The organism is Microvirga sp. M2 (assembly GCF_047497095.1).
GTDB lineage: Bacteria > Pseudomonadota > Alphaproteobacteria > Rhizobiales > Beijerinckiaceae > Microvirga.
Genome location: NZ_CP134063.1, coordinates 1,764,738 through 1,780,007 on the forward strand (window position 1 = coordinate 1,764,738; position 15,270 = coordinate 1,780,007).

The 15,270-nt window shown below is 63.0% G+C and carries 18 protein-coding genes and 1 tRNA gene; 11 read left to right on the forward strand and 8 right to left on the reverse strand.

The genetic code is table 11. From position 1 onward, the window contains the following. The first annotated feature begins 78 nt into the window (after positions 1 to 78). From RE429_RS08300 to RE429_RS08325, 6 genes are all read left to right on the forward strand, one after another. The gene (locus RE429_RS08300) at positions 79 to 825 is read left to right on the forward strand and encodes a competence/damage-inducible protein A (protein ID WP_414473838.1); all 747 of its coding nucleotides are present in this window, start codon (positions 79 to 81) and stop codon (positions 823 to 825) included. Between the two features lie 35 nt (positions 826 to 860). Further along, a complete protein-coding gene (gene gpt / locus RE429_RS08305; RefSeq protein WP_414473839.1) occupies positions 861 to 1,367 on the forward strand; it encodes a xanthine phosphoribosyltransferase in 507 nt (168 codons plus the stop codon). 18 nt (positions 1,368 to 1,385) lie between these two features. Continuing rightward, positions 1,386 to 2,942 carry an AMP-binding protein gene (locus RE429_RS08310; protein WP_414473840.1) on the forward strand — a complete coding sequence of 519 codons (1,557 nt, stop codon included), beginning with the start codon at positions 1,386 to 1,388 and terminating at the stop codon, positions 2,940 to 2,942. A 110-nt stretch (positions 2,943 to 3,052) separates the two neighbouring features. Beyond that, positions 3,053 to 3,343 carry a hypothetical protein gene (locus RE429_RS08315; protein ID WP_414473841.1) on the forward strand — a complete coding sequence of 97 codons (291 nt, stop codon included), beginning with the start codon at positions 3,053 to 3,055 and terminating at the stop codon, positions 3,341 to 3,343. Positions 3,344 to 3,716: 373 nt separating this feature from the next. Then, positions 3,717 to 4,946, forward strand: a complete 1,230-nt coding sequence (locus RE429_RS08320; RefSeq protein WP_414473842.1) for a porin — start codon at positions 3,717 to 3,719, stop codon at positions 4,944 to 4,946. 184 nt (positions 4,947 to 5,130) lie between these two features. Further along, positions 5,131 to 5,424: a hypothetical protein gene (locus RE429_RS08325; RefSeq protein WP_414473843.1), complete on the forward strand. Its 294-nt coding sequence runs from the start codon at positions 5,131 to 5,133 to the stop codon at positions 5,422 to 5,424. A 788-nt stretch (positions 5,425 to 6,212) separates the two neighbouring features. Here RE429_RS08325 and RE429_RS08330 read toward each other — a convergent pair. Next, the gene (locus RE429_RS08330) at positions 6,213 to 6,365 is read right to left on the reverse strand and encodes a hypothetical protein (protein ID WP_414473844.1); all 153 of its coding nucleotides are present in this window, start codon (positions 6,363 to 6,365) and stop codon (positions 6,213 to 6,215) included. 112 nt (positions 6,366 to 6,477) lie between these two features. Further along, positions 6,478 to 6,666 (reverse strand): hypothetical protein, encoded by a 189-nt coding sequence (locus RE429_RS08335; RefSeq protein WP_414473845.1) that lies wholly within the window; start codon positions 6,664 to 6,666, stop codon positions 6,478 to 6,480. Between the two features lie 416 nt (positions 6,667 to 7,082). Between RE429_RS08335 and RE429_RS08340 the strand changes: the two genes are divergently transcribed. Next, positions 7,083 to 7,481 carry a response regulator gene (locus RE429_RS08340; RefSeq protein WP_370438105.1) on the forward strand — a complete coding sequence of 133 codons (399 nt, stop codon included), beginning with the start codon at positions 7,083 to 7,085 and terminating at the stop codon, positions 7,479 to 7,481. 107 nt (positions 7,482 to 7,588) lie between these two features. After that, positions 7,589 to 8,005, forward strand: a complete 417-nt coding sequence (locus RE429_RS08345; RefSeq protein WP_414473846.1) for a hypothetical protein — start codon at positions 7,589 to 7,591, stop codon at positions 8,003 to 8,005. Between the two features lie 42 nt (positions 8,006 to 8,047). Here the strand turns inward: RE429_RS08345 and RE429_RS08350 are convergent, their stop codons facing one another. Beyond that, positions 8,048 to 8,299, reverse strand: a complete 252-nt coding sequence (locus tag RE429_RS08350) for a NepR family anti-sigma factor (protein WP_414473847.1) — start codon at positions 8,297 to 8,299, stop codon at positions 8,048 to 8,050. 340 nt (positions 8,300 to 8,639) lie between these two features. Between RE429_RS08350 and RE429_RS08355 the strand changes: the two genes are divergently transcribed. Beyond that, on the forward strand, positions 8,640 to 8,807 hold the full coding sequence (locus RE429_RS08355) for a hypothetical protein (protein WP_414473848.1): 168 nt from the start codon (positions 8,640 to 8,642) through the stop codon (positions 8,805 to 8,807). Between the two features lie 979 nt (positions 8,808 to 9,786). On the opposite strand, the gene RE429_RS08360 is transcribed toward RE429_RS08355, so the two are convergent. The 4 genes from RE429_RS08360 to RE429_RS08375 all read right to left on the reverse strand — a co-directional run bounded on the left by RE429_RS08360 (position 9,787) and on the right by RE429_RS08375 (position 12,712). After that, the gene (locus tag RE429_RS08360) at positions 9,787 to 10,578 is read right to left on the reverse strand and encodes a hypothetical protein (RefSeq protein WP_414473849.1); all 792 of its coding nucleotides are present in this window, start codon (positions 10,576 to 10,578) and stop codon (positions 9,787 to 9,789) included. A 535-nt stretch (positions 10,579 to 11,113) separates the two neighbouring features. Next, a tRNA-Leu gene (locus RE429_RS08365) sits at positions 11,114 to 11,199 on the reverse strand. A 60-nt stretch (positions 11,200 to 11,259) separates the two neighbouring features. Then, the gene (locus RE429_RS08370) at positions 11,260 to 12,447 is read right to left on the reverse strand and encodes an FAD-dependent oxidoreductase (protein ID WP_414473850.1); all 1,188 of its coding nucleotides are present in this window, start codon (positions 12,445 to 12,447) and stop codon (positions 11,260 to 11,262) included. A 1-nt stretch (position 12,448) separates the two neighbouring features. Beyond that, positions 12,449 to 12,712 carry a zinc-finger domain-containing protein gene (locus RE429_RS08375; protein ID WP_370438099.1) on the reverse strand — a complete coding sequence of 88 codons (264 nt, stop codon included), beginning with the start codon at positions 12,710 to 12,712 and terminating at the stop codon, positions 12,449 to 12,451. A 371-nt stretch (positions 12,713 to 13,083) separates the two neighbouring features. Between RE429_RS08375 and RE429_RS08380 the strand changes: the two genes are divergently transcribed. Next, positions 13,084 to 13,848, forward strand: coding sequence for an alpha/beta fold hydrolase (locus RE429_RS08380; RefSeq protein ID WP_414474153.1), 765 nt, complete (start codon positions 13,084 to 13,086; stop codon positions 13,846 to 13,848). Positions 13,849 to 13,978: 130 nt separating this feature from the next. Beyond that, positions 13,979 to 14,464, forward strand: a complete 486-nt coding sequence (locus tag RE429_RS08385) for a class I SAM-dependent methyltransferase (RefSeq protein WP_414473851.1) — start codon at positions 13,979 to 13,981, stop codon at positions 14,462 to 14,464. A gap of 3 nt (positions 14,465 to 14,467) precedes the next feature. Here the strand turns inward: RE429_RS08385 and RE429_RS08390 are convergent, their stop codons facing one another. Then, positions 14,468 to 15,268 carry an enoyl-CoA hydratase gene (locus tag RE429_RS08390; RefSeq protein ID WP_414473852.1) on the reverse strand — a complete coding sequence of 267 codons (801 nt, stop codon included), beginning with the start codon at positions 15,266 to 15,268 and terminating at the stop codon, positions 14,468 to 14,470. Positions 15,269 to 15,270: the final 2 nt, after the last annotated feature.

The window sequence follows — 15,270 nt, forward strand, 5'->3', positions numbered from 1 at the left end:
AAGCGCCGTCTTCAACTGAACCCTTGCTTGAGAATTGCCGTTTCTGAAGTTAAAGGCCCTCAAAAGGGATCGATGCACATGGCCGCCTCCGTCACAGCCGCCCTCCTCATCATCGGCGATGAGATCCTCACGGGCCGCACCAAGGATAAGAACACCGGCTATATTGCCGAGTACCTGACCGGGATCGGCATCGACCTGCGCGAGGTCCGCATCGTCCCGGACGTGGAGGAGGAGATCGTCTCGGCCGTGAACGCCCTGCGCGACCGGTACACCTATCTCTTCACCACGGGCGGCATCGGCCCGACCCATGACGACATCACGGCCGATTCCATGGCCAGGGCCTTCGGCGTCGGCATCGGCCACGATCCGCGCGCCGTCGCCATGCTGCAGGAGCGCTATGCGCCGGGCGAGCTGAACGAGGCGAGGATGCGCATGGCCCGCATCCCCGAGGGGGCCGATCTCATCGAGAACCCGATTTCCAAGGCTCCTGGATTCAGGATCGGCAATGTGTACGTCATGGCGGGCGTGCCCGCGATCATGCAGGCCATGCTCGACATCGTCGCGCCGACGCTTCGGGCCGGGGCGCGCATGATCATCGAAACCATCGAGGCCGAGGGCCTGGCCGAGGGGCTCTATGCCGAGGGCCTGAGCCGGATCGCCGCCGCGCATCCGGGCCTCTCCATCGGCTCCTATCCCTCGTTCTCCGCGGGCGGCTTCCGCAACCAGATCGTCGTGCGGGGCAAGGAAGCCGCTGCCGTCGCCTCCGCCGCCGCCGCCATTCACGATCTGCTCGGCCGTCTGAAAGGCGACCGGGCTCCCCTGTAACCCGTCTTCATCACGACAGCCATACGAGCGAACCGATGTCTCCCACCTCTCCGAAAGCCTTCCCGGTCTCCTGGGACCAGTTTCACCGCGATTGCCGCGCGCTCGCCTGGCGCCTGGCCTCGGCGGGTCCGTTCGAGGCGATCATCTGCATCACCCGCGGCGGCCTCGTGCCGGCCGCCATCGTTGCCCGCGAGCTGGATCTCCGCCTGATCGAGAGCGTCTGCATCGCCAGCTATCACGACTACAAGAACCAGGGCGAGCTGAGGGTGCTCAAGGACATCGCGCCCTCCGTCAAGGCAATCGGCGACGGCAAAGGGAAGGGCGTGCTCGTGATCGACGACCTCACCGATACCGGCAAGACCGCCAAGATCGTCCGCGACATGCTGCCGAACGCCCATTTCGCGGCCGTCTACGCCAAGCCGGCCGGGCGCCCGCTGATCGACACCTTCGTGACCGAGGTCAGCCAGGACACCTGGATCTATTTCCCCTGGGACATGGGCCTCGCCTATCAGGCGCCGATCCGCGAAGGTTCCGCAGGCTGAGGCAGAGAAGGAGCGCCCGTGACGGAATTCGACATCGCGCGGACGCGCAAGAGCCTGTTCGGAGCGCTGCTCGATGCCCGCGACCGGTTCGGGCGGAACAAGGTCGCCCTAGAGGATCTGGAGCGGCAGCCCGTCACCTTCGGACGGCTCGTTCTCGGGTCGCTGGTTCTCGGACGCAAGCTCGCGGGCCTGACGGAGCCCCGTGAAACGATCGGCGTGCTGCTGCCGAACGTCCAGGCCATCGTGGTGACGCTGTTCGGCCTGAACGCCTTCGGGCGCGTGTCGGCCTTCCTGAACTTCACGTCCGGCCTCAAGAACCTGAGGGCCGCTTGCGAGATCGGCGGGATTACGACCATCGTCACGTCCCGCCGCTTCGTGGAACAGGGCAAGCTCGACGAGATCGTCGCGGCGCTGGGCGAGGGGAGACGGATCCTCTGGCTCGAGGATGTGCGCTCCACGCTGACGAGCTTCGACAAGCTGCGGGGCGTGTGGGATTCATGGCGGGCGCGCGGGGTTCACTCCCGGGCCCAGGTCGCCCCGGACGATCCGGCCGTCGTGCTGTTCACGTCGGGCACCGAGGGGATCCCTAAGGGCGTGGTGCTGTCGAACGCCAACCTGGTGGCGAATGCCTATCAGGTCAAAGCGCTGGCGGGCGACATCCTGACCCCGGACGACGTGTTCTTCGATCCGCTCCCGATCTTCCATTCCTTCGGGCTGACGGCGGGGCTCCTGACGGCCATCCTCAACGGCATGAAATCGGTGCTCTATCCGAGCCCTCTCCATTACCGGCAGATTCCCAAGCTCGTCGCCGGCACGCGCGCGACCTTCATGCTGGGAACCGACACCTTCCTCCAGGGCTATGCCCGCGCCGCGGGCGAGAACGACCTGTCGAGCGTCCGCTACGTGATCTCGGGGGCCGAACGGGTCAAGGACGAGACGCGCGCGCTCTGGGCCAAGCACGGCGCCGTCATCCTCGAGGGATACGGCGCGACCGAATGCTCGCCGGTGATCAGCGTCAGCCTGCCGGGCCGCAATCGCCCGGGATCCGTCGGGCCGCTCCTGCCCGGAATCGAAAGCCGTCTCGATCCGGTCGAGGGCATCCATGAAGGCGGCCGCCTTCACGTGCGCGGCCCGAACGTGATGAGGGGGTATCTCGATCCTGCCGCCCCCGGACAGATCGTTCCGCCTCCCGACGGATGGCACGATACGGGCGACATCGTCACGCTGGACGACGGCATCGTCACCATTCGCGGCCGCGCGAAGCGCTTCGCCAAGATCGGCGGTGAGATGGTGTCCTTCGCGGCCATCGAGGCGATGATCCAGGCCCTTTGGCCCGATTACAACCATGTGGTCGTCTCCCTGCCGGATCCCCGCAAGGGCGAGCAGCTCGTCCTGGTGACCGACAAGCCCGATGCCGACCGTGACGCGCTGCTGGCCCATGCCCGCGGGCAGAGCTTCCCGGAGCTCTGGGTTCCGAAAGCGATCCTGGTCTCCGCCATTCCCGTCCTGGGCTCCGGCAAGACAGACTACCCCGCCACGGTGGAGATGGCCCGCCGCTTGCAGGCCATGCTCTGAGGAACCGGTCCTAGGACCGATCTCCCAGGGGACGTAACCAAGCAGCCCCCATTCGCGTTGTTCCGCCACCAGGGCTGCCCAGGGGCAGCGCAATACGGATGGATGGCATCATGAAACGGCTCGCGTTCGCTTTGGCCTTCTTCGCCTTGGCCTCGGGCGTGCAGGCACAGCAGCGCCTTTCGACGCTCAATCTCACCTGCGGCCAAGCCCAGCAGGTCATCCGCTCGAGAGGCGCCGCCGTGCTGAGCACCGGCACCTATACCTTTGACCGCTTCGTCGTCGACCGGAGCTTCTGCCAGTTCGACGAGTGGCTCGAAGTCGCATTCGTCCCGACCCGGGACACGCCGCAATGCCCGATCGGGTATCGCTGCAAGACCCAGCGCGACTGGTGGGACGATTAGAGCATCGTGCGGCCCTCCGGGGCCGCTCGCAACGGTGCGCTCCTTGAGGAGAGAGCGCCGGATGCCGTCCCGAAGTGCAAGTCCACTTCCGGCGTCCGATGCTCTTGGCCGGGTTCCGCAGCGTCGTTCGGAACGGTGGGGTCCCACACCCCGCGGCGGCGGCGGTTCGAAGGGTGTCCCAACATGTGGAGAATATGACACACTCGGCAAGAAACCTTCGAGGTACCTCTAAAAGTGCCCAATTATTGTGCATCGTGTATATCTGCTAGGCAAAACCGGTGCGACGGATTGTTGCCTGAGGCCGCGAGCTGAGTATTGTCGCCATTGCTTATGGGTCCTGGGACTCAGACGTTTTGAAGTTCGGAGATCAACCATGAAGCTCGCAAAGAGCCTTCTCCTCGGATCGGTTGCTGGTTTCGCCGCAGTTGCAGGGGCTCAGGCTGCTGACCTTCCTGTCGCGAAGGCCGCGCCTGTCGAATACGTTCGCGTCTGCTCCACCTATGGCGCGGGCTTCTTCTACATCCCGGGCACGGAAACCTGCCTCCGCATCGGCGGCCGCGTCCGCGCCGACTACATCTATGTCGAGCCGAGCGACCGCGCCGACGATGCGATCGGCTTCCGCGCCCGCGGCCGCATCCAGCTCGATACCCGCACGGCGACCGCCTATGGCCTGCTGCGCACGTTCGTCCGCTTCGAGATCACCCGCAACACCGGCGCTTTCAGCGTTCCCGGCGTTGTCACCACGTCTCCCGACGTCGACCAGGCCTTCGTGCAGTTCGGCGGCCTGACCGCCGGTCGCGCCCAGACCTTCTTCGACAATGGCGACATCGACTCCCAGGCCTTCGGCACGCTCCGCTGGTCGGATCAGCCGAACGTCAACATGCTGGCCTACACCTTCACGTTCGGCAACGGCTTCGCGGCCACCCTGTCGCTCGAAGAAGGCCGCTTCACGGATCGCTTCCCGCTCGCCGGCACCATCGTCGGTGAAGGCGCCGGCTTCGTGGCCGGTCAGCGCGCTCCCGACGTCGTCGGAAACCTGACCTATACCGGCACCTGGGGTTCGGCGACCGTGGCCGGCGCTCTTCACCAGCTCCGCGGCATGCCGATCCTGGCGACGGTCGGCGGCGTTCCCACCGCCGTCACGCCCGATACCGAGTACGGCTTCGCCGTAACCGGTCAGCTCAATCTGGAACTGCCCATGCTCGCTCCGGGCGACGCGCTGTGGATTGCCGCGACCTACGCGAACGGCGCTCCCGGCTATGTCGGCTACGGCGACGGCGAGGGCGTCGCGGATGCCGGCTATGACGTCAACGGAAATATCGACAAGACCCGTGCATGGTCGGTCGCCGGCGGTCTGCGTCACTACTGGACTCCCGAGATCCGCCAGAACGTGTTCGGTTCGTACGCTCGCGTCGAGCTGGGCGCCGGCATTCCCGGCAGCGACTTCACCGAGTGGCGCGCAGGCTCGAACGTGATCTGGTCGCCGGTTGCAGGCCTCGACCTCGGCGTCGAAGTGCTTTACGCCAACGTCAACCCGCGCGCTCCCGGCGAGCGTACGACCGACGCTTGGGAAGGCCGGCTGCGCGTGCAGCGCGACTTCTGATCGGCATTCCATCTGTTGAGAGGAAACCCCGGCGAAAGCCGGGGTTTTCGTTTGTCTGGAAAGGGAAACCGTGCAGCAGGGACGTGTGATGCCGAAAGGTCGTCAGCTTGGGCGGGTTCCCCTATATTCCCTCTCGCAAGGTGCGGAAGGCGTTCCGCACCCCATGGCAACCGGGAGGGAATTGATGCAGTGGCGGAGGATCCGGCGTTCGGAAGGTCGCCTCATCGTGGCGGCACTTGGAGTGGCGGCACTTGGAAGTGTCATCGGCATGGCCCTCGCGGGCTGTTCGACCTCGGCCGATGTCTCCTACGGTTCCTATCAGTTCGGCCCGGGCTACCAATCCGGTCGTGTCTATGAGAGCCGCGTCTATGGAGATACGCAGCAAGGAATCGGGGCCGAGAGCTGCCGTACGGTGATGCACCGGCAGGCCGATGCGTTCGGAAGACCCTCCTCTTCGGAAGAGACCGTTTGCGACTAAAGCATCGAATTGCGACAAGAGCCTTTTCCATGAATTTCGGTTCATGGAAAAGGCTCTTGTCGTTTGAGAAAGACGCCTTTTCTTCGCAAAACCGGCATCCACTTTTGCGGAAAAGGCTCTAGAGCATCAAGCGCGGGAAGTGGGCACCGGTTCTGCGTGAAAAGATGCGCGAGACCATGGACCGACTGCATCGGATATGGGTTCGATCTCACGCCCGATGCAGTCATGCGTCGTTACGAAGAACCGGACCCGCTTTTCGGATGCGCACGACGTGTCGCCTGACGGCTGGAGCATCGCCCTGCGCGATCCGGAGGGCTGCGCCAGAACCCCATCGAGCCCGTCCGGAAAAGAAGGTTCCATCCGAAGCGTGATGAGCCGCTTCGTTCCGCCGAAAGGGGCATGGCGCTCGCACGAGCGCCCGCACGGCGAGGGAACGAACGCCCACCGTGGCGGTTGGCATAGCGTCAACGCTTCGTCAGGAGAACATCATCATGAACAACATCATTTGGCTGATCGGCGCTATCGTGGTCGTCCTTGCGATTCTGTCCTTCCTGGGGCTGCGCTAGAGAACCGGACGCGACAAGTGGGTTCCGCTTTCGGGGTCAATGCGATGCTCCCTTCTTGGAAAGAGCGCATCGTTCTTGCGCAAAACCGGATCCACTTCTCATCGATGCGGTCCCTTCGGGGCTGCATCATGCGCTGAGGCGCCGCTCATTTGCTGGAAGGGCAGCCCTGGGTTGCCCTGCAGCCTTTCCTGGAACGGGGGCATCGCGCGGAATTCTCCTTCCTCACTCGATGAGGGCCAGAATGGTGGCGACGATGTTCACGAGCGCCAACGCTCCGACGAGAGTTGGAATGACCGGAACCCGCAATTGCGGCTGCCGGTCTTCGTCCTCCACATTTCCGGTATGGCACGAAAGACGAGAGCGCTGGTTCACCATTGCTCATCTCCACAAACAACTCTCCGGGAGAGCGTTCGTACCTTGAGCCCGCTCTTGCGGACGGGAGGTGCGCTTTCGCACCTCGGAACCCGATTCCCGTGATTTCAGGCCATCAATGCCGTGTCGCGGTCTTCTGAATCTGCAGGAGCTGCCCCTCGATCGCGCGCATGCGAGTCATCAGGCGGTCAAGCTCTCTCAGAAGAATCCGTTCGTCCTGCTTGGCTTGCTCGATGAGGTCTTCGGACGAGCCATGGCGGATCCGCTGAAGGGCATCGGCCAACTGCAAGTCCAGGAGACGCATGGTCCGCTCCAGGTCCAGGAATTCCTGATGTAGCTGGCTCTCCTTGAACACCACTGAATCCCGTATGCGAAGCAGGCCCTTAAGCTAAAACTACATGGGTCGGCCGGGTTCCTCCAGGCATAAAAGACGCATGGGGAGCACTTTTCTCAACGGCCAAGCTGAAACGGTTCACTCTCCTCACCGTTCTGTGATGAATGGCCTGCAGCGCGGGGATCCTATCGACGGCCCCGCCTGGGGTCTTGTGTGCTGCTTCCATGAATGGTGCGTAGGACCGTGAAGCGGCGATCAACTGTAGCCGGACGTTTGCGTCGCGCGGCCTCGTGGTCGTCAGGCTTCGCAATCGTCCGCGACTTGGGCAAATGAGATGCCAGTTGCTGCGGTTGCCGAAGGAGAAGGCGGGTAGATGGAGACACCGCATGGGACAGAATGTTGAGGCACGCCGCATTGCACTGATCGTCGAGGATGACTTTGAGGTCAGGGGCCTGGCGGCCGCTCTCCTGGAAGAGACCGACCTGCGGGTCGTGGAGACATCCAGCGCCGAAGAGGCCCTGGACTTCCTTCGCGGGCACGCGGAGGAGGTGGCATTCCTGTTCGCGGACGTTCGACTGCCATGCCTCATGTCCGGGGTCGATCTGGCTCGGACCGTGCGCATCAAGTGGCCCTGGGTCCGCACTGTCCTGACATCGGGTCTTTCTCCGGAGGATGGCCTCGGCGACATGCCGCGGGATGTGCGTTTCATGCCCAAGCCCTGGCGTGCCCTGGAAGTGCTGATGGAGGCCGAGAGGGCCGCAGCGCAAGGCTATCGTCATCATTGACGCGGATGCATCGGCGCGGATGTGCCGTCCGTTTCCCCTTCTGCGGTCCCGGCTCAGGGAACCTTGGCGCTTGCTGGGAATTGGCGTCAGCAGAAAGGAACTCACCGATGCCGCACACGAATGTTGCCACTGGAACCTTCCCGTCCCGCAAGGAGGCCCATCAGGCGGTCCAGCGCCTTGTCTCCAGCGGGTTCGCGCACAACAGCATCGAACTTCACCGTCACGAGGACGACGACGGCTACGATCTCGAGATTCGGACCCGGCCGGAAAACGTTCGTCGCGCCAAGCGCCTCATCAACGCCTATTCGCCCATGTCCGCCATGAATTCCGCCATGAACATGGGACGCGCCGCCTCCGGAGCCGTGCAGAGCGCACGAACGCATCCCCTCGTCGTGCTGGGGGCCGGCCTTCTCGCGGGCTTCGTACTCTACAATCTGATTCCACGCTCCGCCTCGCAGGAAGCCCCGCAGCGCAGGCGACCGGCTGAACGCTCAGGCCAGCGCGCGCGCAGCGTCCGCCGTTGAGGGCGGAGGTTGAGGACAGGTGTTGAGGACAGGAGACGGCGCTCACAAATCCTCGTCGTCCGGTCCGGGCTCCGGTGGAGGGATGCGAGCTTCTAGTTTCTCCAGCAGAACTCTAATGCTGTCCGGAGTGGGCTCTTTCAAGATGCCCTGGTAATCGGCTTGGAGGCGGCGCCCGATGTGCTTCAGCAATTCATTCTGGCCAGCCTCCGTCAGACGATTGGAGCCGATGCTCCAAGCCGTGTGCTTGTTCGCGGGAAAGGGCGGTCCATCGGCTTGGTGGAACCGCTTCGGCATTCATGCCTCCTCCATCGATCCGTCCTGAGCCTAAGAACGGGGCACGAAGCTTTCGGTTTCAGTTAAGTTTCTGGAGAAAATTAACTTTTTGACTAATCGGAGGTAGTTGGTCGCCTGAAGGGACAAAGCTCCTAAAGTATCGGACGTGAGAAGCGGGTGTGCACGTCTCGCGTCCGATGTTCCCGTCTTGGAAAGAGCGTATCGGTCTTGCGAGAAACCTGTTCCGGCTTTTGCGTTCGATGCGCTAACGGCGATGGAAGGCGACCGCCGGTCGCATTGGTTTCGCGTGGTCTCTCGTTCACAAGCTCGACTTTGCCGATAGTGGCGGGGGCCGTGTGAAATGCGTGAAGTCTTAGGGGTCTATCTGTGCGGGGTCATTCTGGTTCTGGCCGTCTGCACCACAATCGACGGTGACGAGCCGGTCGGGTTCGATCACATCATCATCGCGGCCTTCGGGTGGCCGATCTTCACATCGATTCTCGCCCTGAAAGCCTGGAGCAGCCGCTGAGCTGCCGGCTGCGTCCTCGGCTTGCCTCGCTGTCCTGCTGGGCTTTTGCCTGGCGCCGATGTGCGCGGGCGGCGTCGAACTCGTCACGAAGCCGTCTCCACCGCGGGCCTTGTCGAGGGCACCCGGCGCGTCCTGGAGGGCGACCGGAGGTGACAAGAAAAGAGCGCCCGGTGGGGCGCTCGAGTTGCGATCCGTAGGGGCAAATAAAGGATCGTTCCTCCTAGGTATTGATTCTTTTCAAAAAAGCCATCCTGTTTTGCACATTCATAAGCAGTACCTCCAAAGGGCATATCCTTAAGTGGTGCTTCGGGCTTTTTCAGTGTTGATCGCACGAAGTCGGATCAGCTAGTGCTTAGCTTGCCGTTAGGGGCGTATTTGTCAGAAGAGCCGCGCTTCGCATCTTGATAAAAATAAGCGAGCGCGGCTCTAATTCGTTTTCAGAAACATCGTAATTAAAAGAATAGCCGCGATCAGGATTTGGGCTGATCGCGGCTATTGCCGTGCATAGAGAAAATTACGGCAGATCTCGATGAATGATTACTATATGATTACAAGAATCAACAGCTTCACGAATAGAATCTGTTTACGGAGGGCCCGTGAGTCGGGCAATTAGACCAAACGGTCTATTACCGGAAACGGACCCAGGAACGCGCTCTCGTTTTCAAGGAAGTGCGGAGACCCGGCATGTAATCCGTCCGGCCGCCGATGCTCCTCATCCCAAATCGCCGGAGGTCGGGAGAGCCTGGCGAACCGGAATCGGGCGGCTGGCGCATCGTGCGAAAAGGTGGACCCGGTTGTTCGCTGGAACGATGCGCTCATTCCAAGAAGGGAGCATCGGACGTGAAAAGTGGATGCCGCTTGTCACGTCCGATGCTCCAGCGCGGAAAACTCCAACCAAAAACGATCCAGTTTTACGGGCTCAGATCAGATGGGCAAGAACCCTAAAAGCGATCATGGCGCAGGGAGCACGCATGACGGGTTAGCTCTTAGCGGTCTCTTGCAGGACTTCGACTTCGTGAACATCAGCCCCAACCACAATGGTGATGGTGTACGACTTCGGCGCATTGTTCCCATCGGATTGAGGCGGCTCAAAGTGCAATTGGCCGCCGTACCATTCACCGGGAAGAAGCGTGTTGTCCTTGATTACCGACTGTTCGAGAGTTGAGAGATTTCGACGCCCTTGCTCAACGGTGCTGGAAATCATCGCTTCGTTCTGTGCGGCAGCGTTCGCCTGGGCGATTGCATTGGCTGTTGGGTCAAAATATGACGCCGTGACCGTGCTGACGCGGTTATAGGAGCCGTACGGCGTATAGGTCGTGGAATATACATTGGCACGAGCCGTACCATATCCCGCCTGAGATGCGGCGGCTGCGTTGGCGCCAGCCGCAAGGCCGACGAGGATTGCTTGTGCGACCTGCTTACTACGCTCTTCCGCTACAAGACTCTCGTAGGTCTTCACAGGAAGAGCCACAGTCCTGCCGTCCGCAGCCTTCTGGTGAACAGAGATGTTGCTCACCGTAAAATCAAGCGGGCTCTTCGTCAGATTGGTGATACCTACGACAAACACTGGCCGGGCCCCAGATTGAAACTCGCGAGAGGCCGGACTGACCAGGAGGATAGAGTTCTTGCGCTTTGAGACGATCGCTTGACGACCATCGCGAACCATCGCCTGTTGATTGCCGCTGGCCTGGAAGCGAACCGTCTCTGTGCTGACGCAAGCCGACAAAAGCGGCGCGATTGCCGCTGCCGCAATAAGATTTTTTGTTTTCATTAGAGCCCCCGTTCTTCTTTTAGGGAAACTAACTTAGATAGGCTCGGCAAGAGGCTGCTTAAGATTCTGGTAATGCTGCGCCGGGTTGGTCACAGGAAATAATGTCTAGAACTCAGCGTAGCGGGACTCGGCCGGTGATGCACCAAGTGCCGCCCTCGGCTGGCGGGCCCGTGAGGGCATCGAGCATCCTATCGCCAATGCTGCGCCTGTTGGCGACCCGTATGAAGGTGTGACGCCATGCTTGATTGGGGCGAAGCTCAGGGTCGTCGGCCCCCAACGACTGCACCCATTCGCCAAGGTGGCCGGCTGTTCCACGGGCTTGGGATTTCCCTGGATTCGTCGGATCTTCTTCAGTGACTTCCCGGCGTCCTCCGGGATCGTACAAAAGTGCCAGGGGCTCAATCGCCGCTCTTTGGACTCCGAAACAATCTGGGCACGAGTAAAGCCATTTGTCGGCTCTGTTTGTAGGCTGGAGCCGTTGGAAAGCCTTGCGATAAAAGGAAATCCTCGGCCTGCAACAAGTTGGGAGTTGGAGTGGTGCGGACGGCGGGGGTCGAACCCGCACGGGCAGTGCCCGAGGGATTTTAAGTCCCTTGCGTCTACCGGTTTCGCCACGTCCGCGCTGTGATGAGGGTTATCGGTGTCGGGCCTACAGCGCAAGTCCGCGGCAGGCCCGGGCGCTCATTCGGGTGTGCGGAAGCCGTAGATCCAGTCGTAGCGATTCGACATGCTCTCGGGTCCGATCAATTGCATGATCTTGTCCCGGCCGAATGCCACGAGGGCGCCCGAATGATAAATTCGTCCGTTCCGGCGGCCTTCGGCCTGAATACGGGTCACCCGCTCGAGACGCTGGCTCTCATAGGCCGACAAGGCCTGAGGGATGTCGCCAGGATGACGGGCCAGGACGGAGGCGAGCGTCGCCGCGTCCTCGATGGCGAGCGCCGCGCCCTGCGCCAGAAACGGCAGAACCGGGTGAGCGGCGTCGCCGACCAGGGCCATGCGGCCCCGCGCCAGACGTTTGATGGGGTGCCGGAACAGGGACCAGCGCAGCCATTCCCGAGGTCTGCCCAGAAGCTCACGCAGGGCGGGAGTAGCCCTGGTATAGTGAGAGAGCAGTTCGTCCGGCCGCCCCGGGGCGGCCCAGCCCTCGACAGGGTCCCGGGCTCTCTCGATGGCGACCACGTTGATCAGGTTGCCGCTGAAGATCGGGTAGTGAACGACGTGGCCCTTGGCGCCGAGCCAAAGGCCGGTCTCGTTGCGGGCCAGCTCCGGGGGAGCGAGCTTGCGCTCGAAGGTCGCGCGCCAGGCTACATAGCCGTGGAATGTCGGAAGGGCCGTATCGCCGATGACCTGCCGGACCTTGGACCAGATCCCATCCGCGCCGATCACGGCATCCGCCGTCAGCGTCTCCCGCGTCCCGCTGGAGGAGGTCCAGGCGAGTTCCACGCCCTGAGGGCCGTCCCGGACCTCCTCGACCTTCCGCCCGGTCATGATGCGGATCGAGGATTCCGACCTTACGGCGTCGAGCAGGATCGTCTGCAGGTCGGCCCGGTGGATGACCCAATAGGGAGCGCCGTAGCGCTGCAGCACATAGGCGCCGAGGGCGACCTCTCCGATGCGCTGACCGGACGAAATGCCGCGCACGACCACGCGCTCGGGCACCGTTGCGACCCGGCGCAGGGCAGGGGCGAGCCCCAGCTTGATCAGGATCCGGCTGGCATTGGGCGAGAGCTGAAGCCCAGCGCCGACCTCGCTGAATCCCGTGCGGCGCTCGATCAGCGTCACCGAATGGCCCTGGCGGGCGAGGCTCAAGGCCGCCGTCAGTCCGCCGATTCCCGCGCCGACGATGGCGATGGAGAGGTGGGGCACCTTAACGCGAAGACGGATCGGTTGCGAAATCCGGCTCCCAGACGCATTCGGCCGGGCGGGCCTCGTCGGCCTTCAGGGACGGGTCGTACTTGAACAGGGTCGAGCAATAGGAGCAGATCGTCTCGGTATCGTAGCCCATGTCGATGAAGATATGGGGATGATCGAAGGGCGGCGTGGCTCCGATGCACATGAACTCCTTGGAGCCCACATGAATGACGGGAACGCCCGGGTCGTTGTGAAAATGGGGTGTGCCTTTGTCAGCCATTGCCCTTGCCTGAAGCGGTGAAATTTTGGCGCACCATAATGGCCGAAGGGCCATGCGCCTAGAGCAAAAATGACCCTTGTTCCGCCTGCCGCCCGGGGCTTCCCGGCCTCGTCCCGGGGCAGCCGAAGGCTCGAGACCGGGTTCCGTCGTCACTGACGGCGCAGGCACGGCGGCGGAGAGGTCGGGCGTGACGGGATGCCGGACGGTGCGGCCAAGGTGGCGGGCGTCGCCGGATGTCACGGCGATCGTCTTTGAGGGGGCGGGTGCTCCCTTGTTGGAAAGAGCGCATCGTTCTGACGAAAAACCGGGTCCACTTTTGCGCACGATGCGCTAGGTTGCGCCGCAACCGATACCAGCTTTCCGGTCTGTCCATGCGCTATTTCAATTCCGCCGGCGTGAGCATCGCCTATATCGATGTTCCTCCTCATGAGGGGCAGGGCGAGCCGGTCCTGCTCATTCACGGCTTCGCATCGAACCATGCCGTGAACTGGGTCAACACCCTATGGGTGAAGACGCTGACGCGCGAGGGCTACCGCGTGATCGCGCTCGACAATCGCGGGCATGGCGAGAGCGAGAAGCTCTACGATCCCGAAAGCTATCACTCCTATCGCATGGCTGAGGACGGATGCCGTCTCCTCGATCATCTCGGCATCGAGCGCGCGGACGTGATGGGCTATTCCATGGGCGCGCGCATCACGGCCCATATGGCGCTGGCGTCTCCCGAGCGCATGCGCTCCGCGATTCTCGGCGGCCTCGGCATCCATCTCGTCGAGGGCGTCGGTCTTCCGCTCGGCATCGCCGATGCCATGGAAGTGCGCTCGCTCGACGAGTTGACCGACCCCATGCAGCGCATGTTCCGCGCCTTCGCGGAACAGACCGGAAGCGACCTGAAGGCGCTTGCCGCCTGCATTCGCGGGTCGCGCCAGGCCCTGACGAAAGAGGAGGTGGCGTCGATCTCGTTGCCAACGCTCGTCGCGGTCGGCACCAGCGACGACGTGGCGGGATCGGGGCCGGAACTCGCGAAGCTGATGCCGAACGCAATCGCCCTCGACATCCCCGGGCGCGACCACAACCTCGCGGTCGGCGACAAGGTTCACAAGCAGGGCGTGCTGGAATTTCTCGCCAATCGTCCCTGAGTGCTGTGCTGTCCTGATCGTGAGGACCGGGAATCAAACCTCCGGCGCCCAATGGGCCGTCATGAATCGGCGGCCCGTTTCGTTGATTTCACGTCCGCTTCCTCCATGTTCGCTCCGGCAGGAGACATGGATGACAAGACTCGACAGCGTCATTAGGCGCCTGACGGCACAGCGCGATCTGCTGGACTGGGCCGCACGGGAAATTTCCGCGCAGGGGCTCGTGCTCGAACTCGGTCTCGGCAATGGACGCACTTACGATCACCTGCGGACCCGTTTGCCCGGGCGCGAGATCTACGTGTTCGAGCGTTCGCCCGCCGCCCATCCCGATTGCATTCCTCCGGACGGTCACCTGATCGTCGGCGACATTTTCGAGACCTTGCCCCTGTTCACCGAGCGTTTCGGGGCAGGCTCCGCCGCGCTGATTCACAGCGACGTCGGAACCGGCGACGAAGAGGCCAACAGAATCCTTGCGAAACGTCTGTCGCCTCTCCTGGAAACGCTTCTCCAGCCGGGCGGCCTGCTCCTTGCGGACCGCGCCTTCGACCTTCCCTCATGCACGGACATCTCGTCCCGGACCGGAATCGCGGAAGGCCGCTACTTCGTCTACCGGCGCTGAAACTCACCGCCCCGTGAAGACGGGTCTGCGTTTCTCGAGAAAGGCTTTGCGCCCTTCCACGGCGTCCGCGCTGTCGAAACAGCGATCCGCGAGCCCGACCGGGTCGGTGCCGGGATGCGCAAGGCCCACGGCTGCGTCGATGGCGGCCTTCGCGGCGCGGATCGTCAACGGTGCATTCGCCGCAATGTCGTGCGCGAGCGCAAGCGCTGTCTCCTCCAGCGCTCCGTCGGGCACGATTCTCTGGACGATGCCGAGGCGTTGGGCTTCTTCGGCTCCGACGCGGCGCGCCGTATAGAACAGGTCCTTGGCCGCCGGTGCGCCGACCGCGGCCGTCACCAGCCTCACGGCCCCCGGAGGATAGCCGATTCCGAGCCGTGCGGCGGGCACGCCGAAAGAGGCGTTCTCGGAGGCGATGCGCAGATCGCAGGAGAGCGCGAGCCCGAACCCGCCTCCAAGGCAGTAGCGCCGGATCATGGCGATCACCGGCTTCGCGCAATGGGCCACGGCCCAGAAGGCCGCCTCGTTGACGGCCTCATAGCGCCGCCCGCCTTCGGCATCCGCCCGCACGGTCTCGAATTCCGCGATATCGGCGCCCGAGGCAAAGGAGCCTTTTCCGCCTCCGCGCAGGATGATCGCGCGCACGCGCTCGTCCCGCTCCAGCTCCGCGATGAGGCCCGGCAGCGCCTGCCACATGCCGAGATCGAGGGCGTTGTGCTTTGCCGGATTGTCGATCGAGAGCGTCGCGACAGGACCCACGACGGATGCATGGAGCTTGGATCTGCTAGGCGAAAAAGAGGCGTTCATGA

Bases quoted from the DNA above. Each gene is read 5' to 3' on its own strand.
- RE429_RS08300 (WP_414473838.1), top strand. From the start codon at position 79: ATGGCCGCCTCCGTCACAGCCGCCCTCCTCATCATCGGCGATGAGATC.
- gpt (WP_414473839.1), top strand. From the start codon at position 861: ATGTCTCCCACCTCTCCGAAAGCCTTCCCGGTCTCCTGGGACCAGTTT.
- RE429_RS08315 (WP_414473841.1), top strand. From the start codon at position 3,053: ATGAAACGGCTCGCGTTCGCTTTGGCCTTCTTCGCCTTGGCCTCGGGC.
- RE429_RS08320 (WP_414473842.1), top strand. From the start codon at position 3,717: ATGAAGCTCGCAAAGAGCCTTCTCCTCGGATCGGTTGCTGGTTTCGCC.
- RE429_RS08325 (WP_414473843.1), top strand. From the start codon at position 5,131: ATGCAGTGGCGGAGGATCCGGCGTTCGGAAGGTCGCCTCATCGTGGCG.
- RE429_RS08330 (WP_414473844.1), bottom strand. From the start codon at position 6,365: ATGGTGAACCAGCGCTCTCGTCTTTCGTGCCATACCGGAAATGTGGAG.
- RE429_RS08335 (WP_414473845.1), bottom strand. From the start codon at position 6,666: ATGCGTCTCCTGGACTTGCAGTTGGCCGATGCCCTTCAGCGGATCCGC.
- RE429_RS08340 (WP_370438105.1), top strand. From the start codon at position 7,083: ATGGGACAGAATGTTGAGGCACGCCGCATTGCACTGATCGTCGAGGAT.
- RE429_RS08345 (WP_414473846.1), top strand. From the start codon at position 7,589: ATGCCGCACACGAATGTTGCCACTGGAACCTTCCCGTCCCGCAAGGAG.
- RE429_RS08350 (WP_414473847.1), bottom strand. From the start codon at position 8,299: ATGCCGAAGCGGTTCCACCAAGCCGATGGACCGCCCTTTCCCGCGAAC.
- RE429_RS08355 (WP_414473848.1), top strand. From the start codon at position 8,640: ATGCGTGAAGTCTTAGGGGTCTATCTGTGCGGGGTCATTCTGGTTCTG.
- RE429_RS08360 (WP_414473849.1), bottom strand. From the start codon at position 10,578: ATGAAAACAAAAAATCTTATTGCGGCAGCGGCAATCGCGCCGCTTTTG.
- RE429_RS08375 (WP_370438099.1), bottom strand. From the start codon at position 12,712: ATGGCTGACAAAGGCACACCCCATTTTCACAACGACCCGGGCGTTCCC.
- RE429_RS08380 (WP_414474153.1), top strand. From the start codon at position 13,084: ATGCGCTATTTCAATTCCGCCGGCGTGAGCATCGCCTATATCGATGTT.
- RE429_RS08385 (WP_414473851.1), top strand. From the start codon at position 13,979: ATGACAAGACTCGACAGCGTCATTAGGCGCCTGACGGCACAGCGCGAT.
- RE429_RS08390 (WP_414473852.1), bottom strand. From the start codon at position 15,268: ATGAACGCCTCTTTTTCGCCTAGCAGATCCAAGCTCCATGCATCCGTC.